Origin of the sequence: Actinomadura keratinilytica, assembly GCF_039539665.1 — a bacterium.
GTDB classification, from domain to species: Bacteria; Actinomycetota; Actinomycetes; order Streptosporangiales; family Streptosporangiaceae; genus Spirillospora; species Spirillospora keratinilytica.
The window spans coordinates 1-26,176 of the sequence record NZ_BAABDO010000053.1 but is presented as its reverse complement, the minus strand read 5'-3'; the positions used below and the strand labels follow the sequence as shown (position 1 = coordinate 26,176).

Genomic DNA, 26,176 nt, shown 5'->3' with positions numbered 1-26,176 from the left:
CGGCGCGCCGGGTTACCGCCGCGTCGAGCCCGCCCCGTGTTCGCTAACCCTGCCCGAGGTTGATGGAGGTCACGAACGCCCCCAGCTGGTTGCCGGCGTTCCCCAGCTGCGCGAGCGCGTTGTTGACGACACCTGCCGCGTCCTGCGGCGAGCTGAGCAGGTAGAAGATGACGAAGGCGATGGCCCCGTAGCGGAGGTACTTCTTCAACATCCCGATGCCGTCCCTCTAGTAGCGCAGCGACACAATGACCCGAACCAATTGTGCCCGTCTGCGTCTGCCCGCAAAGCGGGAGTTTACTGTGACGGCCCGGGAGTCGGATGATCCCCCGCGACGGAAGAATCCCGTGTCCTTCCGGCGTTCCGCGGGGCCTCGCGCCCCGCCGCAGGTCAGGGGATCGCGCTGACGAACGTCGAGAACGACTCGGCGGCGCTGCCGAGTCCGCCCAGGCTCTGGTTGACCAGGCCGGCCGCCGCCTCGGGCCGGCTGACGATGTACCAGATGACGAAGGCGAGCCCCGCCATCTTGAACCACTTCTTGTTCACGTCCCCCACCTTCTGTGTCGCTGGCTCCACGCTCAGTGATTCCCGGCGGCGGCACCGGGCGGCCCAAGGCGGCGGAAAGACCACGTCAAGCGCGGTCGGCGGGCAGGCCGTGACGCATCAGGTACTCGGTGTAGAGGGGACGCAGCGCCTCGGCCATCTCGCCCTCGCCCGCGTGGGTGAACTCCTCCACCAGCGACAGCCCGTGGAGCAGGTCGAACGCGGCGCGGTCCTGCTCGCCGAGGACGGCCGCGGCCGCCGGGATCGCGCGCAGCAGCTCCCACACGAAGCCGACGTCGCGCCGCTGCCTGGCGCGTGCGACCGCCCTGTCGTGCAGCTCCCTGGCCGGCAGTCGTTCCAGGTCGGCGGCGTCGGGCGTGGCATCGGCCATAGCCCGACTCTAATGCGCGGCGCGGCCCGGGAACGTTCCGGGCCGCGCCGCAGAACCCGCCGCCGGACCGTCGGCTCCGTCCGGCCGCGGTGACGAATCTCACGTTCCTCAGTTGGAGATGGCGTCCGAGGGGACGGGCCGGTCCTGCTTGAGGGCGTCGAACAGCTGAGCGGCCTTGGTGCGGTGCCAGGTGATGTAGGCGCCGACCCCGGCGGCCGAGCCGGAGCCGCCGATCGGCACGGTGGTGGTGACGCCGTCGCCGCCGGTGACGCCGCGCATCGCCCACATCATGCGCACCAGGTCGTGCAGGTGGTCGCCGTCGTCCACCACGAAGTTGCTGGTGGCGTTGAGGGCCAGCGGGATGCTGCGGAACGGGTTGAGCAGCACCTCCGGGCTGGCGCTCTTCTTCATCAGGGCGCCGAAGAACTGCCGCTGGCGTTCGACGCGGTCGAGGTCGGCGCGGGCGGAGGCGCGGGTGCGCACGTAGCCGAGCGCCTTGCCGCCGTCGAGCGTCTGGCAGCCCGCCTGCAGGTTCAGGCCCGCCTTGCGGTCGCGCATCGGCTCCTTGATGCACATCTCGACGCCGCCGATCGCGTCGACCACGCCCACGAAGCCGCCGAAGCCGATCTCGGCGTAGTGGTCGATGTGCACGCCGGTGGCCTGCTCGACGGTGCGCACCAGCAGCTTGGGGCCGCCGAAGGCGAACGCGGCGTTGAGCTTGTTGCGGCCGCGGCCGGGGATCTCCACGTAGGAGTCGCGCGGGAGGCTGACGAGGGTGGTGCCGCCGTCGCCGTAGTGCAGCAGCATCATCGAGTCGGTGCGGCGGCCCTGCGCGTCGCCGGTGGCGAACTGCCGCTTCTGCTCGCGCGTCAGCCCCTCCCGGCTGTCGGAGCCGACGATGAGCCAGTTGGTGCCGGGGGTGTCGGCGACACGTCCGGCGTAGTCCTCCAGCACCGACTCCCGGTTGAGCCGCGAGTCGAGGTAGAAGTAGCCGCCGACGACGGTCACCAGCAGCAGCGCCAGCAGCACGGCCAGCACGCGCGGCCAGCGCCGCCTGCGACGGCGTCCCGCGTAGGGGTCCCCTCCGTAGGGGTCCCCGCTGTAAGGATCACCGCCGTAGGGATCCCGCCCGTAGGGGTCTGCGTAGGCGTCCCCGTACGGGTCGTGCTCGTGGTCGTACGGGCGCCCCGCCTGGGAGGATGCGGGCCTGCGTGCCACGCGCGTCCCCTTCCTAATCGTGTCCGGCCCCCGTCTGCCTTCGCGTCGTACCCGTAGACCTTAGACAACCCGGCGTGTCCCGCGCGTCAATCCACCGCATGATTGTGGGCCCGCCGCCGTCACCTCACCCGCCGACATGCGGACCGGCCGGCTCAGCCCTCGGGCCCACGGCGCGCCGTACGGGGTGCGGTCTAGATGTAGGGGCCGTGGCCGCCGCGGCCGACCTCCCGCGGACCGGGAGGCAGGTCCTCGGTGCGCAGCATGCGCACCTCGGCGTCGTCCATTTTGATGCCGGGTTTGGCGTCGGCGGCGGCGGTGATGCGCTGGGCCTGCCGTGCGATGGCGGCGTCCAGGAGGTTGCGGACCATGCGGGCGTTGCCGAAGGAGGCGCCGCGCGGTTCGGCGGCCAGCCGGGCCCGCACCTGCGGCAGGACGCCGTCGGCCAGGGTGAATCCGGCCTGGTCGGCCATCAGCTCGAAGATGGCCAGCAGCTCGTCGACGCTGTAGTCGGGGAAGTGGAGCCGCTTGGGGAAGCGGGAGGCCAGGCCGGGGTTGGAGGCCAGGAACCGCTCCATCTCGGTGCCGTAGCCGGCGACGATGACGACCAGGTCGGAGCGGTGCTCCTCCATCAGCCGCAGCAGTTCGGCGACGGCCTCGTGGCCGAAGTCGCGCTGGTCGCCGCCGGTGCCGGCCAGGGTGTAGGCCTCGTCGATGAACAGCACGCCGCCCAGGGCGCGCTCGACCACGGTGCGCACGCGGTGGGCGGTCTGGCCGATGTACTCGGCGACCAGGTCGGCGCGGGTGGCCTCCACCAGGTGCCCGGACGACAGCAGGCCCAGCTGCGCGTACACCGCCGCGATGAGCCGGGCGATGGTGGTCTTGGCGGTGCCGGGGTTGCCGGTGAACACCATGTGCCGGGTCGGGAACGCGATCGGCACGCCGGCGTCGCGGCGGACCTGCTCGGCGCGCGCCTCGGCCACCAGCGCCGCCACCTCCTGCTTGACCGCCGCCAACCCCACCAGCCGGTCGATCTGGACCAGGGGGTCGTCGGACACGGCCTCGCGGCCGGGCACCAGGGAGTCGGGGACGTCGGCGAGCAGGATCTCGTCGAGCGACTCGTGCTCGTCGACGACGCCGTCCTCCAGCACGCGCCGGCCCTGCATGGCCACGGCCCGGTCGAGCAGGTGGTTCATCAGCCGGGCGTTGACGAGCCCGCGGTCGCGGGGCGCGGCCTGCACCAGCGCCCGCACCTTCTCCAGCACCCCGGCCGCCAGCGCGAACCCCGACTCGGCCGCCTTGCGCGCGAACACCTCCACCAGCTCGTCATCGGTCAGATCCGGGAACCGCACCGTCTTGGGGAAGTACGCCGCCAGCTCCTCATGCGACCGCAGCAACCCGTTCAACTCCGCCTCCGGCCCGGTGAGCACCACCACCAGATCATCCGAATGCGTCTGAACCGCGGTCAGCAGCGCACCCACGAGCTCACGCCCCCGCACCGGCTCCACCTGGGCCAGCGCGTGCGCACCCCGCACCAGCAGCACACCGCCCAGCGCCCGCTCCACGGCCCGCCGCATCTTCAACGCGCTCTCACTGGTGTACTCGCCCAGCAGGTCGGCCCGGTCCACCTCCACCAGATGCCCCGTCGACAGCGCACCCACCTCGGCGAAGATCCGCCCGAGAATCCCCGCGACCTTGCCCTTGCCGGTACCGGGACTGCCCGCGAACACCAGATGCCGGGGCCGGGACGCCACCGCCATCCCCGCCTCCCGCCGCAACCGCGCCGCCTTCGCCTCCGCGACCAGCGCGGCGACCTCCCGCTTGACGGGTTCGATGCCGGCCAGGGCGGCCAGTTCGGCGTGGGGGTCGCGTTCCGCGGCCCGGCCCGGGATGAGCCGCTGCGGCAGGTCCGCCGCGACGACCTCCAGGACGGGCCCCGGCCTGCTTCCGGCCGGGGTCCCGGCCGCGGGCGCCGGGTTCGCCGGGTCGGCGTCGGCGGCGGTGCGCCGGGGAGGCTCGGTCTGGAGGGCGGCGGCCAGGCGGGCCCGGGCGTTGGCGGTGGCCTGGTTGGCCAGGTGTTCGACCAGGCGGGCGCCGCGCAGGTTGAGCAGGGGCGGGGTGGCGGCCAGCAGGGCGCCGGCCCGGGCGGCGACCTCGCGGGCGACCACGGCGGCGCGGCGGGCGGCGGCGCGGCGGGACAGCTCGGTGTAGTCGTCCTCGCGGAAGTCGCGGGTGCGGGCGACCTCGAAGGCGCGGACGAGGGCGGGGTTGGCGTCGAACAGGCGGCGGTCGCCGCCGGGGCGGCACAGCGCGACGACGTCCAGCGCCGGCGACCGGGCCATGAGCCGCCGCAGCTCCTCCGCGGCGGCGGGCCCGCACCGCTCGTAGGAGGCCAGCCGCTCCAGGTCGTCGACGACCAGCAGCAGCCGCGCCTCCAGGCACTCGCGGACGCGGGCCTGCAGCCACAGCACCGCGTCGCTGACGCTCAGCGCGGCGAACACCTGGTCGGAGATCCAGGCGGCCTCGCGGATGGCGCCGCGCTCGGCCAGCACGCGCTCCAGCAGTTCGGCGGCGGTGCCCTTGCCGGTGCCCTCGGGGCCGGCCACCAGCAGGCGGATCGGGCGCTCCCCCGCCGCCCGCGCGGCCAGCGCCTCGCGCAGCGCGCGGGTCAGCTCGGGCTGCCCGACCAGAGCCTCCGTGAGCTCGACGGCCTCGGGGGCGGCGGTCCGGGTTCCTTCGGCGAGGCCGGCGGGGTCCCGCCGGCCGGCCGCGGCGGCGCCGGGCGGGGCCAGGCGGTCCACCAGGTGGTTGGTGACGCGGCGGGACGCGAACAGGCGCCGCAGGTCCACCTGGAAGGCGCGCACCGGGACGCGGCAGCGCGGCATGGTGGCCGTCTCGGGCAGGCCCTGCACGGCGCCGGTGAGGCGGACCGCCATGTCGAGCCAGGCGCGGCACGCGTCGGCCTCGCCGGCGACGAGCCCGCGGGAAAGCCAGGCGCGCAGGGTCAGCTGCCAGGACTCGACGTCGAACTCGCCGCGGAGGGCGCGCAGCCGGTCCTGCAGGCGCTCGTAGCGCGCCGTGCCGACCGCCACGGCCATCTCGGCGGGCACGGTGGTCAGCTCCGCGGCCAGCAGCAGGTTCGCGACGGCGACGTCGGCGGGCTCGGTGTCGCCGAGCTGGGCGGCCAGGCGGCCGTGCGCGGCGTCCAGGCCCGCGCACACCCAGCTCAGGTAGCCGACGGGCCCGGACAGCTCCGGCAGCACGGCCAGGGTCTCGTCGGGCAGGCCGTCCGCCCACGCGGCCTCCAGGCGGTCCTGGGGGACGGTGAGGTCCCGCTCGCGCAGCACCGGGTCGGCCGCGCGCCTGTCGAACAGCTCCACCAGCGCCCGGCGGCGCGGCTCCAGGGGCTCCAGGCCGGCGAACACGTCCAGGCCGTCGCGCGCCAGCCGGTACATGACGGCGCGGCGCTCGGGGTCGTCGCCCGCGGGCTCGGGCAGCCACAGGCCGGGCGGGCGCCACCGGCCGCCCTGGGTGAACCACGCCAGCGGGTCGCGGACCGCGGGCTCGGGGGCGGCCAGGAAGTCCGACAGCAGCTCGTACTCCACGTCGCCCCGCGAGCCGCCCCGTACCGCCGAGGCCCCCAGCAGGAACGTCAGCAGCGACCACTGCTCGGCCCCGGCCACCGAGGTGCGCGGCCCGTAGAAGTCGCTGAGCGGCCGCGCGAGCAGCGCCGCGCGTTCGTCGGCGTTGAAGGCGACGGCGCGTTCCCGCATCTCCTCGTACAGGCCGTCCGGCACCCGCCAGGGACCGTGGGCGTACACGTCCAGGACGGGTTCGTCGGTCAGCAGCAGTTCGAGATGGTCGGGCAACCGGGGCGCGCTCACCTGGGACGCTCCTCCTTTGATCCCACCGCGGCCACGGGGGACGTCTCTGATGAGAACGTCCCCCGTGAGAACACTGATCGGTCACGTCTGGCAAGCACCCTACGCCCGTGGGAAAGGCGGGGCGGCCGCCGTTTGCGCCCTTGACGATGGCGCATAGTGTGGGAATGGCCCCCCTGCCCGCGGGCCCCGCCGTTACGGACGGTGTCGGAGCGCCCTAGGGGACGTCGCCTTATTGGCAGGCGTCGTGCCCTCCGGGATAGTTGACGGATGAGCCGATCTCGCCGCCGGGTCCGGCGGAGGCGCGTCCACCGTGTCCATCGTGCCCATCGAGACGGGGGACCCCGTGCAGCCGCTTGAAGTGACCTCCCGCCCGCACGGCGGGTGCACCGTGGTGCGGCTGCGCGGCGAGCTGGACATCGCCACCGCCGAGGAGCTGCGCCTGCGGGTGCGCCGGGCGCGGCGCGAGCACGGCGACCGGGTCGTGCTGGACCTGGCCGAGCTGGAGTTCGTGGACTCGCACGGCCTCTCGGCGATCCTCGGCTGCTACCGGTCGGCCGCCGAGGCCGGGGGCTGCCTGGTGCTGGTCGCTCCCCGGCCCATCGTGTGGCGGGCCCTGGAGATCACCGGGCTGCACCGCCGACTGGCCATCGCGGACACCGTCGAGGAGGCGGTCGCCGCCGCGGCGGCACCGTCCGGCGACACGGGCGGGTCCCCCGAAGGCGCAGCGGGCGAGAGCGAGGCTCCGGAAGGCGAGGGCACCGGCCCCGCCGGGCGGCCCGCCGCCGCGACGGGCACCTGACCGGCCGTCCCGGCCGGGTCCCGCCGCACGCGGCGGGCGGGGGCTCACAGCGGCAGCGGAGTCGGCCGCTTGGGCGCGCGGCCGTCGCCGCTGGACCGGCCGGTGGCGCGGCGCCCGATCCACGGCAGCAGGTGGGTGCGGGCCCAGCGCAGGTCCTCGCGGTACATGGTGAGGCGGCCCACGGGCGGGACGTCGTCGGGCCACGGCTCGCGCCAGTCCCCCTCCACCGGGACGCCGATCACCTCGGCGACGCGCAGCGCCATGCGCCGGTGCCCCTCGGGGGACAGGTGCAGGCGGTCCTCGTGCCAGGCCCGGGCGTCGCCGAAGACCGGCATGAGCGACCACAGGTCCACCACGGCGCAGCCGCGCCGGTCGGCGATGGCGCGCAGGTGCATGTTGTAGGTGGCGGCCTTGCCGCGCAGCCGGCGGGAGCCGACGCGGTGGTCGCGCGGGTCGAACCCGGTGAAGACGACGACGTCGGCGCCGCAGCCGCGCAGCCGCCGCACGGCGTCGTCGAACTCCACGGCCAGCGCGTCGGGATCGGTGCCGGGCCGGATGATGTCGTTGCCGCCGGCGCAGAACGTCACCAGGTCCGGCCGCATCTCCACGGCCGCCGGCACCTGGTCGGCGACGATCTGCCGCAGCAGCTTGCCGCGCACCGCCAGGTTGGCGTAGCGCAGCCCCGGATTGTGCGCGGCCAGGTGCTCGGCGAGCCGGTCCGCCCAGCCGCGGAAGCGGTCGGGGTCGTCCGGGTACGGGTCCTGGAGCCCCTCGGTGAAGCTGTCGCCGACCGCGACGTACGTCCCGATCCGCCGGGCGGACACCACGTCCTTCGACTGGTCCAAAGCAACCCCCTGATACGGCGCAATCCAACCGATTACGACGACATATCATGCAGGGTGCATATAACCCTACGCGACCGTAGGCCGGCGGGTCCGGCGCCGTACGGCACCGGACCCGCGAACGCAAGGACGCGCCGGTCAGGTCCAGCTGGGCGAGGTGCCCACCGCGCCGCCGCTCGGCGGCACCGGCGGCGTGGACGGCGCCGACGGCGGCATCGGACCGACCGATGCCGAGTGCACCGCCATCGCGTGCTGCACCAGCGTGATCAGCACCTGCTTGGTGGACTGCCGGCTGCGCGCGTCGCACTTGACGATCGGCACGTGCTTGCTGATCGACAGCGCCTCCCGGATGTCCTCCACCGCGTACGGGAACTCCCCGTGGAAGCCGTTGACGCCGACCACGAACGGCAGTCCCAGCTCCTCGAAGTAGTCCACGGCCGCGAAGCAGTCCTCCAGGCGGCGGGTGTCCACCAGCACCACCGCGCCGATCGCACCGCGCACCAGGTCGTCCCACATGAACCAGAACCTGTGCTGGCCGGGCGTGCCGAACAGGTACAGGATCAGCTCGCTGTCCAGGGAGACCCGGCCGAAGTCCATGGCGACCGTGGTCGTGGTCTTGTCGGGCACCGCCGACAGGTCGTCCACCTCGGCGCTGGCCGCCGTCATCACCGCCTCGGTGGTGAGCGGCATGATCTCCGAGACGGACCCGACGAAGGTGGTCTTGCCGACGCCGAAGCCGCCGCCGACGACGATCTTGACGGACGTCAGCTCGCCGTCCGCGCCGGGCGGCGCGGTATCAGAGCTTGCGAAGGCCACTGAGCACCCTTTCGAGTAGGCGGAGGTCCGGCTGGGCGTTGGCGGGGCGCGACTGGTGCAGCCGCAGCAGTCCCTCCAGGGCCATGTCGGCGACGAGCACGCGGGCGACGCCGAGCGGGATGCGCAGCAGCGCCGACACCTCGGCGACCGAGCGCGCCGACCGGCACAAATCCATGATCGCCCGGTATTCGGGCGTCAGGCTGGAGATGTCGCGGGGCGGGTAGGGCGCCGCCGTGACCAGGGCCTCGATGGCCAGGTCGTACCGCGGCTTGGTACGTCCCCCGGTCACGGCGTAGGGGCGCACCAGTGAACTGGCCTCGCCCTCCGCCTGGGCCTCCGGCGCTGGGCGTCCCTGGGCCGGATCGCCCGACCACCGGGGCGGGCCGCCCGGGCCGGGCCCGTAGGGCCTGCCTCGATCCATCTCGCCGACCTCCGTCCGAGTCAGTCGCTGCCACTACGGGGGGACGCCGCCCCCGCACCCCCGGGCTCATTGCTGGTCAATAGCGGGCCGGACCCGCGCCCATCTCCGACACCGACGGCCCGCCGTACGGCGGCTGCTGCTGCCCGTCGCCCGCGGACCGCAGCGCCGGCGTCAGCACCCGGCCCACGCGCTCCACCAGCAACGTCATCTCGTACGCCACCAGGCCCAGGTCGCAGTCGGGCGCCGCCAGCACGGCGAACACCGAGCCGTTGGCGATGGCCATCACGAACAGCAGCCCGCGGTCCATCTCCACGACGGTCTGGTTCACCCCGCCGGCGTCGAAGATCTTCGCCGCGCCCTGAGTGAGGCTCATCAAGCCCGACGCGATGGCCGACAGCTGGTCGGCCCGCTCCGGTGGAAAGCCCGACGAGTACGCCATCGGCAGCCCGTCGGAGGAGACCACGACGGCGTGGGCGACCTTCGGGACGCGATCCGCGAAGTTCGTCACCAACCAGTTGAGATCCTGCCCGCTCACGGGGTGCCTCCTGTCTCTCCGCCATCCTGTGACGGACCCTCACCATGCGTGCCGGCGGATCCGGCCGCGCCGCGAGCCTCATCGCGTCCGCGGCGCACTCCGCGCTGCAGGCTCGCGAAACGATTCCGTACGACATCAGCGGACTGGCTCTGCGCCTGCTCGCGCCGCGCCGCGGCGTTCTGCGGCGTGACCGCGCCGGGCACCCGGTTGCGACCGGGGACCCGCTTGGGCAGCCCCGCCGCGGTGCGGCTGCCCGCGACCGGCTTGCGGGTGGCGGCCTCCGCCACCCGGAAGCCCTCGTCGGCCGGGGACACCCAGCCCTTGGCCGGGTCCCCCGACGCGCTCTCTGTCCGGCGCTGGAACCACTCCGACTGCATCGCATCGAAGATAGGGGAGCGCTCGGAGGGACGCATACCGCCCTGTGGGGCGGACGAGCCCCGCGTAGGCGTCCGGGACGCCGGGGGCGTCGGCGCCGGGGGCGGGGTGGCCTGCCCGAACGGCTCCTCCGGGTAGGAGCCGTCCGGGGCGGAGGATTCGTCCATGGATGCCGGTTCGGGCGACGGCGCGTCCTCCCAGCGGCCGCCGCCGGCGGGCCCGCCCGGGGCGCCGGGCTGCCGCCGGGCCGGCCTGCCCGGCCCGGCGGGTCGCACGGGCGGCATCGGGCCGGTCTCCCACGACACCTGCCGGGGCTGGCCCTGCTCGGGCACGGCCGGCTGCGCCTCCGGCACGACCGGTTCCGAGTTGTGCAGATGCGCGCCGGGCTTGCGGACGGGCAGATCGCCGCCGTAGCCGGGCCGGTCGTCGCCGGCGCGGCCCGGGGGCTCCTCGGCGCCGTAGCCGGGCCGGTCCTCGTCGGCGCCGTACGGGGCGCGGTCGGTGCCGTAGGGGGCGCGGGAGCCCGCCCCGTAGGGGTCGCGGGCGTCGACGCCGTAGGTGTCCTTCGGCTCGTACTCGCCGCCCACCGGCAGCGGGCCGGTGCTGCCGAACGCCTGCTGCGGCTCGGCCGGGCCGGACAGCGGCGGCTGCGGGCCGGTCCCGTCGTTCACGGGGAGCGGTCCGGTGGTGTCGGGCGCGCCGTGCGGGCCGGTTCCGGCCATGGGCTGCGGGCCGGTGCCGCCGACCGTCGGCAGCGGGCCCGTGCCACGCAGCATCGGCTGCCCGCCGGTGCCGCCGTACGGGTCGTCGGCCTCGCCGCGCTGGAACATCCCGCCGCCGGAGCCGCCGGGCCCGGCCATCGCCGACGGCGCCGACACCCCGGCCAGCTGCGGCGACCGCCCCGCCGGGTCGGCGTCGCGGGAGCCGAAGCCGCGGGTGCCCACGCCGCCGCTCTCGCCGGCGCTGATCACCGCGTCCGGCAGCATCACGAACGCGGTGATGCCGCCGCCCTGCGCGGCGCGCAGCTCGACCCGGATGCCGTGCCGGACCGCCAGGCGGCCGACCACGAACAGGCCCATGCGGCGGGCCGCGGAGAAGTCGATGACCGGCGGGTTGGCCAGCCGCCAGTTGGCCTGCTCCAGCTCCTCGGCCGACATGCCCACGCCGTTGTCGTTGATCTGCAGCATGGCGCCGCCGCCGCTGAGCAGCTGCCCCGACACCGTCACCTTGGTGTGCTCGGCGGAGAACGTGGTGGCGTTCTCCACCAGCTCGGCCAGCAGGTGCACCAGGTCGTTGACGACCGGACCGGAGACGGTCATGTCGCCCTGCACGCGCACCGCGACCCGCTCGTACTGCTCGACCTCCGACAGCGAGGCGCGCACCACGTCGATCAGCGGCACCGGGCGGTTCCACCGGCGCACCTGCTCCTGGCCGCCGAGGACCAGCAGGTTCTCGCAGTTGCGGCGCATGCGGGTGGCCAGGTGGTCCAGGCGGAACAGGTTGGCCAGCTGCTCCTCGTCGCGCTCGCTCTGCTCCAGCTCCTCGATCAGCCGCAGCTGGCGTTCGATCAGGGTCTGGCTGCGCCGCGACAGGTTGACGAACATCGCGTTGATGTTGCCGCGCAGCACCGCCTCGTCGGCGGCCAGCCGGACCGCCTCGCGGTGGACCTCGTCGAACGCCCGCGCCACCTGGCCGATCTCGTCCTTGGAGTCGACGTCGATGGGCTCGACCTCGATGCCCTCGGCGGCGGCCTGCGGGTCGCGCAGCCGGTCCACCAGGCCGGGCAGCCGGGTGCCGGCGACCTCCAGCGCGCCCTCCTGCAGGCGGCGCAGCGGCCGCACCATCGACCGGGCCACCACGACGACCACGAGCAGGACGACGGCCAGCAGCAGGGCCAGCAGCACCGCGTCGCGGACGGTGGCGAACTCGGCGTCGGAGCGCAGCTCGTCGACGCGCTTGCTCACGTCGGCGCGCAGCCGCATCTCCACCTGCTGCATCCGGTCGATCCGGACGGTGGAGTCGTTCACCCATTCCTTCGCCTGGCGGGGCCCCAGCGGCTGGATGCTCAGCGACGTGGAGCGGGCCGCCAGGGTCAGCGCCTGGGCCCGGGTGTACTCCGCCTGGTCCAGCTCGGGACCGGTGACGGTGTCATCGAACAGCCGCTGCTCGGCCAGGTTGGCCGAGGCCCGGAAGTCCGCCATGCTCCGGGTCAGGTCCGCACGGGCGTCCTGCACTCCCTGCAGGGTGCCGGCGTCGAACCGGCGGTCCCACAGGGCCGCGGCGATGAGGGCGCGCTCGCGGGAGGCGGCGTCCTTCGCGCGCGCCAGCGACACCAGTGTCAGCATGCTGCGGGCGGTGTCGGGGTCGGACGCGTCGTAGGCGGCGACGACCAGGTGGGACAGGATGTCGTCGTTGAATTCGCTGTACTTGTCGACGACCGGGCCGGGGGCCAGCCGTCCGGCCAGCGACCGCAGCGCGCTCAGCGACTGCACCCGGTTGTCGATGTTGGCAAGGCCGAGACGCAGCTGCGTTCCGGTGATGTTCGCGTCGGCGACGGCCTGGCGGTACTGACGCGCCGCCGCGTCGACCGCCGATTGGCGCTGCCGCAGGGTGTCATCGTCCACGGCCCGCGCACCGCCCGCGGCGCGCTCGGCCATGGCATCGCGCTCGTTCTCCAATGCCTGGGACAGAACGCTCAGACGACTACCGATAGTAGCCAGATCACTGCTGCGCCGATACTCCCCCGCGTTCTCCACGGAGGAGAGGACACGGCCACCGGCCAGCACCGCCGCAACGACCGTCGGGATCGCGATGACGGCGATCAGACGCGTGGTCACGCGCCAGTTGCGCAGTCGCAGCCACCCGCCGGAACCCTTCTTGCGCTGGGGTTCCTTGCCGGTAGTGGGCGCTGCCCGGGGGGACTGCGGGGCGACCTCGGCCCCTTCCGCTGTGCGCACTGCCCTCCGCTACCTCTCAATGGACGACCGCTCGCGGCCCACACGCTCCGAACGCGTTTCAGGGTTTCCGCGCCCCAAGAGCCTCTGCGGGCGAGCGCGGAACATTGCAACACAGAGCTACCACCACAGCCAACCCGAATGATCACACAGGTCATGACTTGTGATGAATGAGCCGTGGATGTCACAGATTGTTTGCAGCTGTTCACATTTGTACGTGTAAAGCGGCATCTTACGACCATGCCCCTCGACGGTGCGCTACGCTCCCCGACCGTTGAAAGATCACATTGATCACCCTCCCCCGCAATCACGGAGCGTTGCCAAATGCATGCACTCCATCGCCGCACCCTGCTGGCCGGCGCCCTCGCCCTGACCGTGGCCGCCTCGGCGGCCGCGTGCGGAGACTCCGAGGAGAAGTCGGCCAACGGCCTGGAGCAGTCCGAGATCACCGTCGGCACCATGCTGGTCGGTGACACCGCCCCGCTGCAGCTGGCCATCAGCCGCGGCCTGTTCAAGGCCGAGGGCCTGACGGTCAAGACCCAGGTGATCAACGGTGGCGCGGAGGCCATCCCGCGCCTCAAGAGCGGCCAGCTCGACATCTCCTTCGGCAACTACGTCTCGTTCTTCAACGCCGCCGCCACCGGGGCGCTGAAAGTCAAGGTCGTCGCCGAGGCGTCGCAGACCGCTCCCAAGACGCACACCCTGCTGGTCGCCAAGGACTCCCCGATCCGCAGCATCGCCGACCTGAAGGGCAAGAAGATCGGCGTCAACACCAAGCGGAACGTGGGTACGCTGCTGGTGCGCTCGGCCGCCAAGCCCGCGGGCGTCGAACTCGACGAGGACAAGAACTTCGTCGAGGTGCCGCCGCCCAACATGGAGGCCGCGCTGAAGTCCGGCAGCGTCGACGCCGTCCAGGCGATCGAGCCGTTCGGCACCCAGATCCAGCAGAAGCTCGGCGCCCGGCTGCTGGCCGACCTGTCCTCCGGGGCCACCGCGGACTTCCCGCTCGCCGGTTACGCCACCACCGAGGAGTTCGCCAACAAGAACCCCAAGACGGTCGCCGCCTTCCAGCGCGCGATCGTCAAGGCGCAGGGCATGGCCGCCGACCGCAAGGTGGTGCAGGACATCCTGCCCAAGTACGCGCGCGGCATCGACGCCAACGTCGCCGCCACGATGGTGTACACCGCCTACCCGACGTCGCTGAACGCGACCCGGCTGCAGCGGGTGGCCGACGTCATGCAGCAGTTCGGGATCGCCAGCCAGCGCATCGACGTCAAGCCGCTGCTGATCTCGGGGGCGACGTCCGGATGATCGCTCCCCGGCGCTTGCTCCTGGGCGCCGCCGGCGTGGTCGGGGCGATCCTCGTCGTCGAGGCGGTCAACCGGCTCGGCCTCGTCGACGGGGACGCCCTGCCCGCCGCTTCGACGATCCTGTCGGAGGCGGGACGGCTGGCCGTCGACGGCGACTTCCTGGTCGACGTCGGCGACACGGTGCGCGCCTGGGCCGGCGGGCTGGCGCTGGCGGTGGCCGTCGCCGTCCCCCTCGGCGTCCTGCTCGGCTCGGTGCCGCTGCTGGGCACCGCCTCCCGCTTCCTGGTGGAGATGTGCCGCCCCATCCCGTCGGTGGCGCTGATACCGCTGGTGCTCATCCTGTTCTCATCGGTCACCCAGCAGAAGATGGCGCTGATCTTCTACGCGTCGCTGTGGCCGATATTGATCAATACGCTGTACGCGCTGCGCGACGTGGACCCGGTCGCCAAGGAGAGCCTGCGCGCGTTCGGTTTCGGCGAGGGATCGGTGCTGTGGCGGGTGTCGCTGCCCAGCGCCGGCCCGTTCATCGCCACCGGCGTGCGCATCGCCGCGTCCGTCGGGCTCGTCGTCGTCATCAGCGCCGAGCTGCTGGCGGGCGGCGGCGAGGGCATCGGCGTGTTCCTGATGGAGAGCCAGTCCGGCGGCGGCAACACCGACGTCATGCTGGCCGGCGCGTGCTGGGCGGGTGTCCTCGGGCTGGCCGCCAACGCGGGCCTGGTCGGCCTGGAGCGGCTCGCCTTCCGCTGGAACACCGCCCGCGTGGAGGGGGTGTCATGACGCGGTTGCTGCGCGGGGCCGCCGAGCGGCTGTGGCTGGTCGTGCTCGCGGTGGTCGCCTGGGAGATCGGCACCCGGGCGGCGCAGGAGGAGTACTTCCCGCCGCCGTCGAAGATCGTCTCGGCGCTGCACGAGATGTGGTTCTCCGGGCCGGCGTCCCGGCTGTTCCTCACCGACAAGGCGGTGGACGACTTCTCCACCAGCCTGGGCCACCTGTTCGCCGGCTGGCTGCTGTCCTGCGTCGTCGGCGTCGCGCTGGGCGTGGCGATCGGCCGCTCCCGCACGCTGAACGACCTGCTGGACCCGCTGCTGCAGTTCCTGCGGGCGGTGCCGCCGCCCACGCTGCTGCCGTTCTTCATCATGGTGTTCCAGCTGGGCGCCACCATGCAGATCATCACGATCGCGTTCAGCGTGGTGTGGCCGGTGCTGCTCAACAGCGCCGACGGCGTGCGCACCGTGGACTCCCTGCAGCTGGAGACCGCGCGGGTGTTCGGGCTGTCGCGGTACCGGCGCCTGGTGACGGTGATCCTGCCGGCCGCCGCGCCGAAGATCTTCGCGGGGCTGCGGGTCAGCCTGGCCTTCGCGCTGATCCTCATGGTGCTGTCGGAGCTGGTGGGCAGCACCGCGGGCATCGGCGCGCAGCTGATCGGCGCGCAGCGCGACTTCGACCTGCCCGCGATGTGGGCGGGCATCGTCATCCTCGGCGTGCTGGGACTGCTGTTCAACGGGGCGTTCGTGCTGCTGGAACGGCGGCTGCTCGCCTGGCACAGCGGTGCCCGCAGGCTGGCCAACTGAAACGACCAGGGGGCGCGGGGGCCGCCCCCGCGAGCACAAGCCTCGCTACCACCAACAGAAGGGTTGTCGTCGTGCTGGAGATAGCCGCCCTCAGCCACACCTATCCCGACGGGCACGTCGCCATCCGCGGCATGGACCTCACCGTGCCCGACGGCGAACTGGTGAGCATCGTCGGCCCGTCCGGCTGCGGCAAGTCCACGCTGCTGCGCTGCATCGCCGGGCTGATCCGCCCCACCGGCGGGAAGGTCGTCCTCAACAACGAGCCGGTCGAGGGCGTCCCCGACGGGCTGGCCGTGGTGTTCCAGGACTACAGCCGTTCGCTGTTCCCCTGGCTGACGGTGCGCGACAACGTGGCGCTGCCGCTGCGCCGCCGCGGCATGTCCAAGGCCGAGCGGCGGGACGCGGCGATGCGGGCGCTGGAGTCGGTGGGGCTCGCCGGCGCGGCCCGCAAGTACCCCTGGCAGCTGTCGGGCGGCATGCAGCAGCGGGTGTCGATCGCCCGCGCGCTGGCCTACCAGCCGTCGCTGCTGCTGATGGACGAGCCGTTCGGCTCGGTCGACGCCCAGACCCGGGAGGACCTGGAGGACCTGGTGCTGCGCGTGCACCGGGCCGAGCGGATGACGATCCTGCTGGTCACCCATGACATCGACGAGAGCGTCTACGTCGGTGACCGGGTGGTCGTACTGGGGCCGTCCCCCACCGGGGTGGTCGCCGACGTGCCGGTGCCGCTGCCGGCCGAGCGCGACCAGATCGAGACGCGGGCGCTGCCGGAGTTCATCAGCACGCGCGCCGCCGTGGGCCGGCTGGTGCGCGGCGACCGCGGCGCGCTCGGGGAGACCGATGTCACTGCGGCCGATTCCGCGAAGGCCGCACCGGGCGCCGTCGGCAGGACAAGGATGGACACCACAAGACGGGCATAGCCGACATCTCGGCGGGGCGCAGGGACGGCTGGGGCGGCTGCGGGGGACCTGACCCTCCGCCGGTCGAGGTCGGACGTCCATCAACGCGAGGACGGAAAGGCGATTCATGGACGCACTTGTCGTCGGAGCGGGCATCGGTGGCCTCACCGCGGCGCTCAGCCTGCACGAGGCCGGAATCCGCACCCGGGTCATCGAGGCGGCGACGGAGCTGCGCCCGGTGAGCGTCGGCATCAACCTGCTGCCGCACGCCGTGCGCGAGCTGACCGAGCTGGGGCTGGGCGAGCGGCTGGACGCCGCCGGCTGCAAGCCCGCCTCGATGGCGCACTTCGACCGGCACGGCGGCCGCATCTGGGCCGAGCCGCGCGGCACCGCCCAGGGGTACCGCTGGCCGCAGTACTCCATCCACCGCGGCGAGCTGCAGATGATCCTGCTCGACGCCGTCCGGGACCGGCTCGGCGCGGACGCCGTGCGCACCGGGACGGTGTTCGAGTCGTTCGAGCAGGACGACGAGGGCGTGCGGGCCCGGCTGCGCGACCGCGCCACCGGCGAGGTCGAGACCGTCCGCTACGACGTGCTGATCGGCGCGGACGGGAACCGCTCGACGGTGCGGGCGCAGCTGCACCCGGACGAGCCCGGGATGCTGTGGAACGGCGTGCGGGTATGGCGCGGCATGACCGAGACCGAGCCGATCCTGGACGGCCGCACCATCGCGGTGGCGGGCAGCAACTCCCGCGCCAAGCTGGTGGTCTACCCGATCTCCGGGCCGCTCCAGCGGCAGGGGCGGGCGCTGCTCAACTGGGTCGCCGAGGTCAAGATCTCCCACGACGGGATCACCGAGGCGCCCGACGTGGAGACCCGGGAGGGCAGCCTGGAGGAGTTCCTGCACGTCTACGCCGACTGGAAGTTCGACTGGCTGGACGTGCCGGCGCTGCTGTCGTCGACGGACCGGATCGTGTCGCACCTGATGATCGACCGGGATCCGCTGCCGTTCTGGAGCCGGGGCCGGGTCACCCTGCTCGGCGACGCCGCCCACCCGATGTACCCGATCGGGTCCAACGGCGGCTCGCAGGCGATCCTGGACGCCCGGGTGCTGGCCTACGAGCTGGCGCAGCGCCCCGGCGACCCGGTCGACGGGCTGGCCGCCTACGACAAGGTGCGCCGCGAGCCGGTGAACGCGATCGTGCTGGCCTGCCGCGACATGCCCGCCGACCGCGTGCTGCACACGGTGAGCGAGCGCGCCCCAGACGGCTTCGAGCGCATCGAGGACGTGCTGAGCGCCGAGGAGCTCGCCGCGATCAGCAACGCCTACCGGCAGACGTCGTTCTCCGACGCGGAGGAGCTGAACAACCGCGAGTCGTTCAGCGTGCGCCGCTGACGTCCCCGGCCGGCCCCCTCCGGCCTCACTCGGCGTCGGCGTAGCAGCCGACGACCGCGATCTCCATGGGGAAGACGACCGGGGTGCGGCCGAACAGCAGGCGCCCGGCCTCCTCGGCGGACGCCCGCACGGCCGCCCCCACCTCCCCGGCCAGCTCCCGGGGCGAGTGCACGATCACCTCGTCGTGCTGGAAGAACACCAGGCGGGGCGGGCCCAGCGCGGCCAGGCGGCGGCGCAGCGTGGCCAGCAGCACCAGCGCCCAGTCGGCGGCGGTGGCCTGGACGACGAAGTTGCGGGTGAAGCGGCCCCGGCTGCGCACCGCCGCGGCCGCGCGCCCGGTGCCCTCGGCGGTCAGGGCGCGCCACTCGGCCGACGGCGGCGGGCAGGTGCGCCCCAGCCGCGACCGGACGAGGTGACCGCGCTCGCCCTCGCGGGCGGCCGCCTCCACGAATGCGAACGCCTCGGGGAACCGGCCCTTCAGCACCGCGAGCAGCTGCCCGGCCTCACCGCCGCCGCCCCCGTACATCGCCGACAGCAGAGCGATCTTGGCCTTGTCGCGGGCGCCGCCGAAGGCGTCGGCGAGGGCGCTGTAGAGGTCGCCCTGGGCGGCGGCGCGGGCGAACGCGCGGTCGCCCGCCAGCGCCGCCAGCACCCGCGGCTCCAGCTGGGCGGCGTCGGCGACCACCAGGACCCAGCCGGGGTCGGCGACCACCGCGCGGCGCAGCACCCGCGGGATCTGCAGGGCGCCGCCGCCCTTGGTGGCCCAGCGGCCCGACACCACGCCGCCGACCACGTACTCGGGCCGGAACCGCCCGCCCGACACCCAGGTGTCCAGCCACGTCCAGCCGTGCGCGGTGTGCAGCCGGGCCAGCTCCTTGTACTCCAGCAGCAGCGGCACCGCCGGATGGTCGACGCCCTTGAGCACGTGCGCGCGGGTGGAGGGGACGGGCAGCCCGGCCGCGGCGAACGCCTTGACCACCTGCGCCGGGGAGTCGGGGTTGACGTGCCGTCCGAACGCCTCGCCGATGCGGTCGGCCAGCTCCTGCAGGCGGCGGGGGCGCATCCCGCCGGACGGGCGGGGCCCGAGCAGCTCGGTGAGCAGGGCGTCGTGCCGCTCGGCCGACCAGGGCAGCCCGTCGTGGCCCATCTCGGCGGCGGCCAGCGCGCCGGCCGACTCGGCCGCCGCCAGCAGCGCGAACCCCTCCAGTCCGGCGATGCGGCGGCGCTGCGCGGCGTGCACCGCCACGATCTGGTCGATGTCGTCGCGGCGGGCGGCCGCACCGGGTGCGCCGCCGGCGCCGGCGTCGTCGAACAGCGGCGGCTGGAGGGCGGTGTCGGGCGGCGCGGGGCCGGCGGGGACGGGCGCGCCGTTCAGCCTGGCCCAGGCCGCCCGCACCGAGCGCGGCTCGCCGTGGCGGCCGTCGTGGCCGAGCAGCAGCGTCTCGACCAGTTCGAGGTCGTGGCAGCGCGCCACCCGCACGCCCGCGCGCAGCAGCCGCGGATACACCCGGGCGGTGGACGGCCACACCCAGCGGGGGGCGGCGGTGCGCTCGCGGTCGGCGATCGCGGCGGCCAGGTCGGCGACGTGCTCGGCCGGCCCGGCGGGCGCGCCGTCGTCGCCGACCGGCCGCAGCGTGCCCCCGCCGTCCTCTCCGCAGGCCACCGCGATCCTCACACCGCCCCAGTGTCGCGGACGGCACCGACAGAACCGGCGCGGGGCCGGCCCGGCGTCAGGCCGGCGAGGCGGCGGGCCGCAGGGGGATCGTCACGTCGTCCTCCACGGGCGGCCGGTCCTCCTGGTCGCCGCAGCCCGTGGCGGCGAAGCAGCGGATCCGCAGCCGCTCCTCGGTGACGTCGATGCGCAGGAAGCTCTTGAAGAAGGGCGGGCTGTCCCAGTCGACCATCTCGGAGCGGAACCGCTGCGGCACCCGGCGCACCGGAAGCCGCGCGAGGCCCGGCCTGCGCCGCTCCCCCTTCGGCACGCCCAGCAGCGCGGCGACGATGCGCGCGCGCCGCGACGGGGCGGCCCCGGGGGACGTCCCCACGCTGTTGTAGGCGCGGGCCGGTTCGATGCCCAGGCGGTAGCGGACGGCCTCGGTGGCCTCCTGCGGGGTGAGCTCGAACAGCTTCGGCATCCGCAGCCACCTGCCGTACAGCTTGCTGTAGCGCGACAGCGAGTCGCCCCGCAGCGGGTAGCAGCGGAAGTCGTCCTCGTCCACCAGGCGGGTGCGGGGGATGGTGTGGGTGGCGTGCATGAACGCGCCGCTGCCGCCCGCCACCACGTACTGGATCGTGCGGTCGCCCACGCGCACCGGGTAGCGCTGGTAGTTGTGGACGTCGCCGCCGATCGCGGCGACGTAGTTGTTGGCCGGGTCGCGGACGATGGCGTCGACCGTCCCGCCGCCTTCGATCCGGCCGGGGGCGCGGCGGTCGTCCACGTACAGGGGCTTGCCGGTGATGAGCAGCTTGGGCTTGGGGCCGGCGGAGATCTCCCGCAGCCACGCCCCCTGGTCGCGGTCGAGGCCGCCGGCGATGCCGGTGTCGATGGCCACGATCCGCAGGGCGGGGGTGTCGATGGCCCAGTACGGGCCGGGCTGCCGTGCGCGCTGCCTGGGGGAGCCCCGGTAGCGGTCCCGGGCCTCGGCCAGCGCCTTGTCGTCCACCGCGCTCGGCTTCCGCCACAGCAGGCGCGGCACCAGCGCCAGGGGGCCGCGCCAGGGTTCGGGCGTGCAGTCGATCGTCAGGTCGCAGAACACCCGGAGGAACCCCTGCAGGCCGTCGTACCAGTCGTGGTTGCCGGGGACGGCGTAGATGGGCCCCGGGTAGCCCTGGTAGGGCCGGAAGAACTTGTCGGGGTAGTCGGCCGCGTCGCCCGCCGGATAGATGACGTCGCTGGCGATGACCATGAAGTCGGTGTCCTCCCCCACGCGCAGCGCGGGCGGCACCACGGCGTACTGGGAGCGGTCGCCCTCACCGGTGTCCCCCAGGAGCAGGAAGGAGAACTCCGCGGCCGAGCGGTGCATGGTGAACGCCGCCCTCGTGCCGCGCGCGGTCAGCGCGGCGACGCAGCGCCGCCGGATGCCGTCGGACGGGTCGCCGAAGAGCTTGGCGATGACGTCGTTGCGCGAGCGCCACAGGACCGTGGGGCGGCGCCAGGAGAACGGCTTGACCCGCTCGGGCAGCAGCTCGTGGTAGCTGCCCGGCTTCCCGCACCGCCACCCCGCGCCTGCCTCGGACGTACGGGAGTTCTCTGGGGTCTGCTCCGCGGCCGCGTCCTCGGCGCGCACACTACACCTCCGGGGGGATGAGGGGACAGCGCAACCCTTTCCGGAGATGATCTGCCCCGTCAAGCGGTTCGGCGGGGCTCACCCGGGGGCTCTTCCTCCCTGGCCGGACGGTGAGCGTTGTGACACGGGGATCAGCGTGGAGCCGGCGTTGTGAACGCGGGCTGCGGTCGAGGCCGCCGAACGGATGCGGTGATCGTCACGCACCTCGGGGCGCGCCGTCGAGCGCGGAGAACGCGGTCGGCGCCGACGCCACCCCCGTGGACGTCGGCGCCTCCACGCCCAGAGCGGCCGCGCCGGTCATGAGTCCCCCCAGAACGGCGAGCTGTCGCCATCTCATGACCGGTCCCGCAGTCGCCCTTAGGTCCCTTATCGGGACGTACTGAACGCTATACGGACGTCCGTAATGAGGGCTTAAACTGACCAGAACTTGCTGCCCAAATCTGGCTGCCCAAATCCGGTGCGGGGCGCCGGCCCGCGGGCTCAGGGGGCCAGGACGCGCAGCGCCCCGGGCAGGACGGTGGCGGTCACCGGGAGCACCCCGGGCAGCTCGCCGTCCGCCCCGTACGGCAGCGTCCGGCCCGGCGTGGTCAGCTCGATCCGCACTTGGCGGCCGCGCAGCACCTCCACCTGCGGGCGGCGCACGTGCAGGCCGTTCTCCAGCTCCCGCATCACGGCGAAGAACAGGGGTTTCGGCGCGCGCTTGATGACGACCACGTCGAGCAGGCCGTCGTCCACGCGGGCGTCGGGGGCGATGTGGCGGCCGAAGCCGTACCAGCCGGAGTTGGCGGCGACCACGGTGTAGCCGGTGCGAAGGTGCTCTCGGCCGTCCACGGTGATCCGGTAGTCGGCCGGCCGCCAGGTGAGGACGGCCCGCAGCGCGCCGACGTAGTACGCGGCCGACCCGCGCAGCACCCGGGTCCTGTTGGCGTTGCGGTTGGCGACGGCGTCCACCCCCGCGTAGACGCTGCCCAGGACGGGGGTGCCGTTGGCGTCGACGGCGTCCACGGCGCGCGGCTCCCCCTCCAGCAGCAGGCGGGCCAGGGCGTCGGGCCGGGAGGGGATGCCGAGCTGGCGGGCGAAGTCGTTGCCGCGCCCGGCGGGGACGATTCCCAGCACCGCCCCCGTCGCGGCCAGGGCGCCGCCCACGCAGCCGACCATGCCGTCCCCGCCCACGCCCAGCACGACGCGGCCGGCGTCGGCGGCGGCGCGCGCGAGCTCGGCCGCGTGCGGCAGCCCGCGGCTGTACTCGACGACGACGTCGGCGCCGGCCTCGCGCAGGAGCCGCGCCACGGGGACGAGCGTGGCCGCGGAGGCGGAGGCGCCCGCGGCGGGGTTGACGATCGCGGTGAACGCGCGGCGGCCTTCCGGAGACGGCATCGCGGCTACTCCTGGGCCGCGGGCGGGAGGAGGACGCCGGGGTTGAGGATCCCCTCCGGGTCGAGCCTGCGTTTGACGGCGCGCAGCACGTCGACGCCCAGCGGCCCGATCTCGCGCTCGTACCAGGCGCGGTGGTCGGTGCCGACGCCGTGGTGGTGGGTGATCGTGCCGCCCGCGGCCAGGATGGCGTCGCAGGCGGCGTGCTTGGCCTTCTCCCAGTGCGCCACCGCGTCGGCGCCCTGCGCGGACACCACCGTGAAGTACAGCGACGCCCCTGACGGGTACACGTGCGAGATGTGGCACATCACCAGCGGCGGTGTGCCCAGGGCGGTCAGGGTGGTGGTGAGCGCGTCCCTGACGGCCGTGTACAGCTGCGGCAGGCCGGACCAGAACGCGGCCGTCTCCAGCGTCTCGGCGAAGGCGCCCGCGTCCAGCAGCGCGTCGCGCAGGTAGGGGGCGCCGAACCGGCCGTGCTCCCATGCTCGGCCGGGCCCGGGGCCCAGGGGTTCGCCGCCCTCGCCCTCCAGCACGGCGCTCACCCGGGCGCGGCGGTCGGCGACCTCCTTCGGCGCGCCTTCGAAGCCGACCACGGCCAGGCATCCGGACGCCTCCGCCAGGCCCTGGCCGATGGCGTCCGGGTCGGCCAGGCCCACCATGGTCTCGGCCTCGTCGGACAGCCGCAGGACGGTCGGCCGCGGGCCGTCCTGGGCGATCCGCCGCAGCGCCGCGCTCCCCTGGGCGAAGGAGGCGAACCGCCAGCCCTCGTAGGCGTGCGCCTCGGGGGCGGGCCGGATCCGCACCGTCACCGAGGTGATCACGCCGAACGCGCCCTCGGAGCCGAGGACGAGCTGGCGCAGGTCCGGGCCGGCCGCGGAGCGGGGTGCCCGCCCCAGCCGCAGCGTGCCCTCGGGCGTGGCCACCGTCAGCGCGACCACCATGTCGTCGAACCGCCCGTACCCGGCCGACGCCTGCCCGCTGGAGCGGGCGGCCGCGAACCCACCGATCGACGCCCATTCATACGACTGCGGGAAGTGGCCCAGGGTGAAGCCGTGCCGGCGCAGCAGCTCCTCGGCCTGGGGCGCGCGCAGGCCCGGTTGCAGCACCGCGGTGCGCGACACCGGGTCGAGGTCGGCGAGGGCGTTCATGCGGCGCAGGTCCAGGGCGACGACGGCGTCGAAGGGGCCGTGCGGGGCCAGGCCGCCCACGACCGAGGTGCCCCCGCCGAACGGCACCACCGCCGTGCGCCGCCGCGCGCACTCCCGCAGGACGGCCAGGACCTCCTCGTGCGAGCCCGGGTACACGACCGCGTCCGGTGCGTCGGAGGTGTCGCCGACCCGGATGCGCAGCAGGTCGGGGGTGGACTTGCCGCGCGTGTGCCTGACGCGCGTCTCCGCGTCGGCGCGGACGTGCTCGGCGCCCCCGACCGCCTCGGCCAGGGCGGCGAGCGCCTCCTCGCCGAGGCGCGGCGCGGGGACCGCGACGTCCTGCAGGCGCGGCGGCGCGCCCTCGGCGGGGCGCACGCCGAGCAGGTCGCGCAGCAGGCGCACGGCGCCGTCCGGCAGGCGCCTCGCTTTCGCCGGGTCTCCCCACCCGCTCCACCGCATGTCCGGGGCGTCCACCGCACCTCCCTGCACCCTCGTCGTGCTTACACTGTGACACATGCCGTCTAATCGTCACAAGCCAACCGACGACGCGGTGCTGGACGCGGCCCGCGACTGCGTGCTGGCGGTCGGGGTGCGCCGCACCACGCTGACCGACATCGCCCGCCGCGCCGGGGTGTCGCGGATGACGATCTACCGGCGCTGGCCGGACGTGCGCACGATCGTCGGCGACCTGATGACCCGCGAGTGGATCGGCGTGGCGGCGGCCGCGCAGCCGCCCGAGGACGGCCGCCCGGCCCGCGAACGGCTCGTCGACGCCCTGGTGGAGGGGGTGCGCGCGTTCCGGGCCCACCCGCTGCTGCGCAAGATCGTGGAGGTCGATCCCGAGCTGCTGCTGCCGTACGTGCTCGACCGGCGCGGCGCCAGCCAGGAGGCCTTCCTGGAGTTCTTCGAGACGGCCCTGCGCGCCGGGCACGCCGACGGCACCATCCGGCGCGCCCATCCGGCCCGGCAGGCGCGCGCGCTGCTGCTGGTCGTCCAGTCGTTCGCGCTGTCGGCGCCGACCATGACCGACGACACCGACCCCGAACTGTCCCTGGACGCGCTGGACGCCGAGCTGCGCCGCATCCTGGACAGGACCCTGGCGCCGTGAACACGTCCCCGTCTGCGCACACATCGCCTGCGAGCACATCGCCTGCGAGCACGTCGCTGTCCGCCGCGCGCAGGGCCCGGGAGCTGGACGAGCTGCCCGGCAGGGTCGTGGACGTGCTGGTGGTGGGGCTGGGCGTGACCGGGGCGGGCGTGGCCCTGGACGCGGCCTCGCGCGGCCTGTCCGTGGCGGCGATCGACGCGCACGACCTGGCGTTCGGCACGTCCCGGTGGAGCTCCAAGCTGGTGCACGGGGGGCTGCGCTATCTGGCCTCCGGGCACGTGGACGTCGCCTACGAGAGCGCCGTCGAACGCGGCATTCTCATGGAGCGCACCGCCCCGCATCTGGTGCGCGCCATGCCGTTCGTGCTGCCGCTGACACCGATGGTGGGGCGGGCCCAGGCCGCCGTGTCCCGCGCCGGGCTGCACGCGGGGGACGCCCTGCGCCTGGCCGCCGGCACCCCGCGCGCCGCCCTGCCCCGCCCCCGCCGCCTGTCGGCCGCCGAGACGTCGCACCTGGCCCCTCCGCTGCGTCCGCACGGGCTGCGCGGAGGGCTGCTGTCGTGGGACGGGCGCCTCGCCGACGACGCGCGCCTGGTCACCGCCATCGCCCGCACGGCGGCGGGGCTGGGCGCGTCCATCCTCACCCGCTGCCGGGCCCTGGCCCTGGGCGGGGACGGGGCGCAGGTGCGCGACGAGCTGTCGGGCCGGGAGTTCACCGTGCGCGCGCGGGCCGTGGTCAACGCCACCGGCGTGTGGGCGGGCGGGCTGGTGGACGGGGTGCGGCTGCGTCCGTCCAGGGGCACGCACCTGGTGCTGCGGGCGGAGGCGCTGCCCGGCCTGACGGCGGGGCTGCACCTGCCCGTGCCCGGGGAGCGCAACCGGTTCGTGCTGGTGGTCCCCCAGGAGGACGGGCGCGTCTACGTGGGCCTGACCGACGAACCCGTCGACGGCCCCGTACCGGACGTGCCCGAGCCCACCGAGGCCGACATCGGGTTCCTGCTCGACATCCTCGGCTCGGCCCTCGACGTCCCCCTGGCGCGCGGCCAGGTGGCGGGGGCGTTCGCCGGGTTGCGCCCGCTGCTGGACGACGGCCGGGGCAGCACCGCCGACATCTCGCGGCGGCATGCCGTGCTGACCTCCCGCGACGGCGTGGTCACCGTCGTGGGCGGCAAGCTGACCACCTACCGGCGGATGGCCGAGGACGCCGTGGACGCGGCCGTCGCGTCCGCTCCCCGCCTGGCCGCCGGCCCGAGCCGCACCGCGCGCCTGCCGCTCGTCGGCGCCGCCCCGCCCGCCCGGCTGGCCGAGCAGG

General features: G+C 74.2%; 23 protein-coding genes. 8 read left to right on the top strand and 15 right to left on the bottom strand.

Going from position 1 to position 26,176, the window contains the following annotated elements:
• Window positions 1–43: 43 nt before the first annotated feature.
• The 5 genes from ABD879_RS17885 to ABD879_RS17865 form a co-directional block, all read right to left on the bottom strand.
• The gene (locus tag ABD879_RS17885; protein WP_345022580.1) at window positions 44–211 is read right to left on the bottom strand and encodes a hypothetical protein; all 168 of its coding nucleotides are present in this window, start codon (window positions 209–211) and stop codon (window positions 44–46) included.
• A 176-nt stretch (window positions 212–387) separates the two neighbouring features.
• Complete coding sequence (locus tag ABD879_RS17880) at window positions 388–543, bottom strand: hypothetical protein (RefSeq protein WP_344956384.1); 156 nt, start codon at window positions 541–543, stop codon at window positions 388–390.
• A gap of 85 nt (window positions 544–628) precedes the next feature.
• Window positions 629–931 (bottom strand): hypothetical protein, encoded by a 303-nt coding sequence (locus ABD879_RS17875; RefSeq protein ID WP_345022579.1) that lies wholly within the window; start codon window positions 929–931, stop codon window positions 629–631.
• Between the two features lie 108 nt (window positions 932–1,039).
• A complete protein-coding gene (locus ABD879_RS17870) occupies window positions 1,040–2,149 on the bottom strand; it encodes an LCP family protein (RefSeq protein WP_345022578.1) in 1,110 nt (369 codons plus the stop codon).
• A gap of 191 nt (window positions 2,150–2,340) precedes the next feature.
• On the bottom strand, window positions 2,341–6,030 hold the full coding sequence (locus ABD879_RS17865) for an AAA family ATPase (RefSeq protein ID WP_345022577.1): 3,690 nt from the start codon (window positions 6,028–6,030) through the stop codon (window positions 2,341–2,343).
• Between the two features lie 319 nt (window positions 6,031–6,349).
• Here ABD879_RS17865 and ABD879_RS17860 point away from each other — a divergent pair, with 319 nt between their 5' ends.
• Complete coding sequence (locus ABD879_RS17860) at window positions 6,350–6,829, top strand: STAS domain-containing protein (RefSeq protein WP_345022576.1); 480 nt, start codon at window positions 6,350–6,352, stop codon at window positions 6,827–6,829.
• Window positions 6,830–6,873: 44 nt separating this feature from the next.
• Here ABD879_RS17860 and ABD879_RS17855 read toward each other — a convergent pair whose 3' ends face one another.
• The 5 genes from ABD879_RS17855 to ABD879_RS17835 all read right to left on the bottom strand — a co-directional run bounded on the left by ABD879_RS17855 (window position 6,874) and on the right by ABD879_RS17835 (window position 12,655).
• Complete coding sequence (locus tag ABD879_RS17855; RefSeq protein ID WP_345022574.1) at window positions 6,874–7,674, bottom strand: SGNH/GDSL hydrolase family protein; 801 nt, start codon at window positions 7,672–7,674, stop codon at window positions 6,874–6,876.
• 135 nt (window positions 7,675–7,809) lie between these two features.
• Entirely contained in the window at window positions 7,810–8,439 is a 630-nt protein-coding gene (locus ABD879_RS17850) for a GTP-binding protein (RefSeq protein ID WP_345022597.1), read from the bottom strand.
• A 28-nt stretch (window positions 8,440–8,467) separates the two neighbouring features.
• Window positions 8,468–8,908, bottom strand: a complete 441-nt coding sequence (locus ABD879_RS17845) for a DUF742 domain-containing protein (protein ID WP_345022573.1) — start codon at window positions 8,906–8,908, stop codon at window positions 8,468–8,470.
• Window positions 8,909–8,984: 76 nt separating this feature from the next.
• Window positions 8,985–9,443 carry a roadblock/LC7 domain-containing protein gene (locus ABD879_RS17840; RefSeq protein ID WP_285494419.1) on the bottom strand — a complete coding sequence of 153 codons (459 nt, stop codon included), beginning with the start codon at window positions 9,441–9,443 and terminating at the stop codon, window positions 8,985–8,987.
• Window positions 9,440–12,655, bottom strand: coding sequence for a sensor histidine kinase (locus ABD879_RS17835; RefSeq protein ID WP_345022572.1), 3,216 nt, complete (start codon window positions 12,653–12,655; stop codon window positions 9,440–9,442). The genes ABD879_RS17840 and ABD879_RS17835 overlap by 4 nt, the downstream gene beginning before the upstream one ends.
• A 441-nt stretch (window positions 12,656–13,096) precedes the next feature.
• Between ABD879_RS17835 and ABD879_RS17830 the strand changes: the two genes are divergently transcribed.
• From ABD879_RS17830 to ABD879_RS17810, 5 genes are all read left to right on the top strand, one after another.
• On the top strand, window positions 13,097–14,083 hold the full coding sequence (locus ABD879_RS17830; RefSeq protein ID WP_345022571.1) for an ABC transporter substrate-binding protein: 987 nt from the start codon (window positions 13,097–13,099) through the stop codon (window positions 14,081–14,083).
• Window positions 14,084–14,097: 14 nt separating this feature from the next.
• Window positions 14,098–14,859 (top strand): ABC transporter permease, encoded by a 762-nt coding sequence (locus tag ABD879_RS17825; protein ID WP_345022570.1) that lies wholly within the window; start codon window positions 14,098–14,100, stop codon window positions 14,857–14,859.
• Entirely contained in the window at window positions 14,856–15,653 is a 798-nt protein-coding gene (locus tag ABD879_RS17820) for an ABC transporter permease (protein ID WP_345022569.1), read from the top strand. The genes ABD879_RS17825 and ABD879_RS17820 overlap by 4 nt, the downstream gene beginning before the upstream one ends.
• Before the next feature lie 71 nt (window positions 15,654–15,724).
• Window positions 15,725–16,573 (top strand): ABC transporter ATP-binding protein, encoded by an 849-nt coding sequence (locus ABD879_RS17815; RefSeq protein ID WP_345022568.1) that lies wholly within the window; start codon window positions 15,725–15,727, stop codon window positions 16,571–16,573.
• A 106-nt stretch (window positions 16,574–16,679) separates the two neighbouring features.
• Entirely contained in the window at window positions 16,680–17,948 is a 1,269-nt protein-coding gene (locus tag ABD879_RS17810; RefSeq protein ID WP_345022567.1) for a flavin-dependent oxidoreductase, read from the top strand.
• A 25-nt stretch (window positions 17,949–17,973) separates the two neighbouring features.
• Here ABD879_RS17810 and ABD879_RS17805 read toward each other — a convergent pair whose 3' ends face one another.
• The 5 genes from ABD879_RS17805 to ABD879_RS17785 form a co-directional block, all read right to left on the bottom strand.
• Entirely contained in the window at window positions 17,974–19,623 is a 1,650-nt protein-coding gene (locus ABD879_RS17805) for a bifunctional 3'-5' exonuclease/DNA polymerase (RefSeq protein ID WP_345022566.1), read from the bottom strand.
• 55 nt (window positions 19,624–19,678) lie between these two features.
• Window positions 19,679–21,235: a metallophosphoesterase family protein gene (locus tag ABD879_RS17800; protein WP_345022565.1), complete on the bottom strand. Its 1,557-nt coding sequence runs from the start codon at window positions 21,233–21,235 to the stop codon at window positions 19,679–19,681.
• A gap of 196 nt (window positions 21,236–21,431) precedes the next feature.
• Window positions 21,432–21,572, bottom strand: coding sequence for a hypothetical protein (locus ABD879_RS17795; RefSeq protein ID WP_345022564.1), 141 nt, complete (start codon window positions 21,570–21,572; stop codon window positions 21,432–21,434).
• A gap of 143 nt (window positions 21,573–21,715) precedes the next feature.
• Entirely contained in the window at window positions 21,716–22,612 is an 897-nt protein-coding gene (locus ABD879_RS17790; protein WP_345022563.1) for a diacylglycerol/lipid kinase family protein, read from the bottom strand.
• Window positions 22,613–22,617: 5 nt separating this feature from the next.
• Entirely contained in the window at window positions 22,618–24,216 is a 1,599-nt protein-coding gene (locus ABD879_RS17785) for an FAD-binding oxidoreductase (RefSeq protein WP_345022596.1), read from the bottom strand.
• Window positions 24,217–24,271: 55 nt separating this feature from the next.
• Here ABD879_RS17785 and ABD879_RS17780 point away from each other — a divergent pair, with 55 nt between their 5' ends.
• Both ABD879_RS17780 and ABD879_RS17775 read left to right on the top strand, forming a co-directional pair.
• Window positions 24,272–24,865: a TetR/AcrR family transcriptional regulator gene (locus ABD879_RS17780; protein ID WP_345022562.1), complete on the top strand. Its 594-nt coding sequence runs from the start codon at window positions 24,272–24,274 to the stop codon at window positions 24,863–24,865.
• Window positions 24,862–26,176, top strand: a 1,315-nt coding sequence (locus tag ABD879_RS17775; RefSeq protein ID WP_345022561.1) for a glycerol-3-phosphate dehydrogenase/oxidase, incomplete at its 3' end; no start/stop codon positions are given. The genes ABD879_RS17780 and ABD879_RS17775, both read left to right, overlap by 4 nt.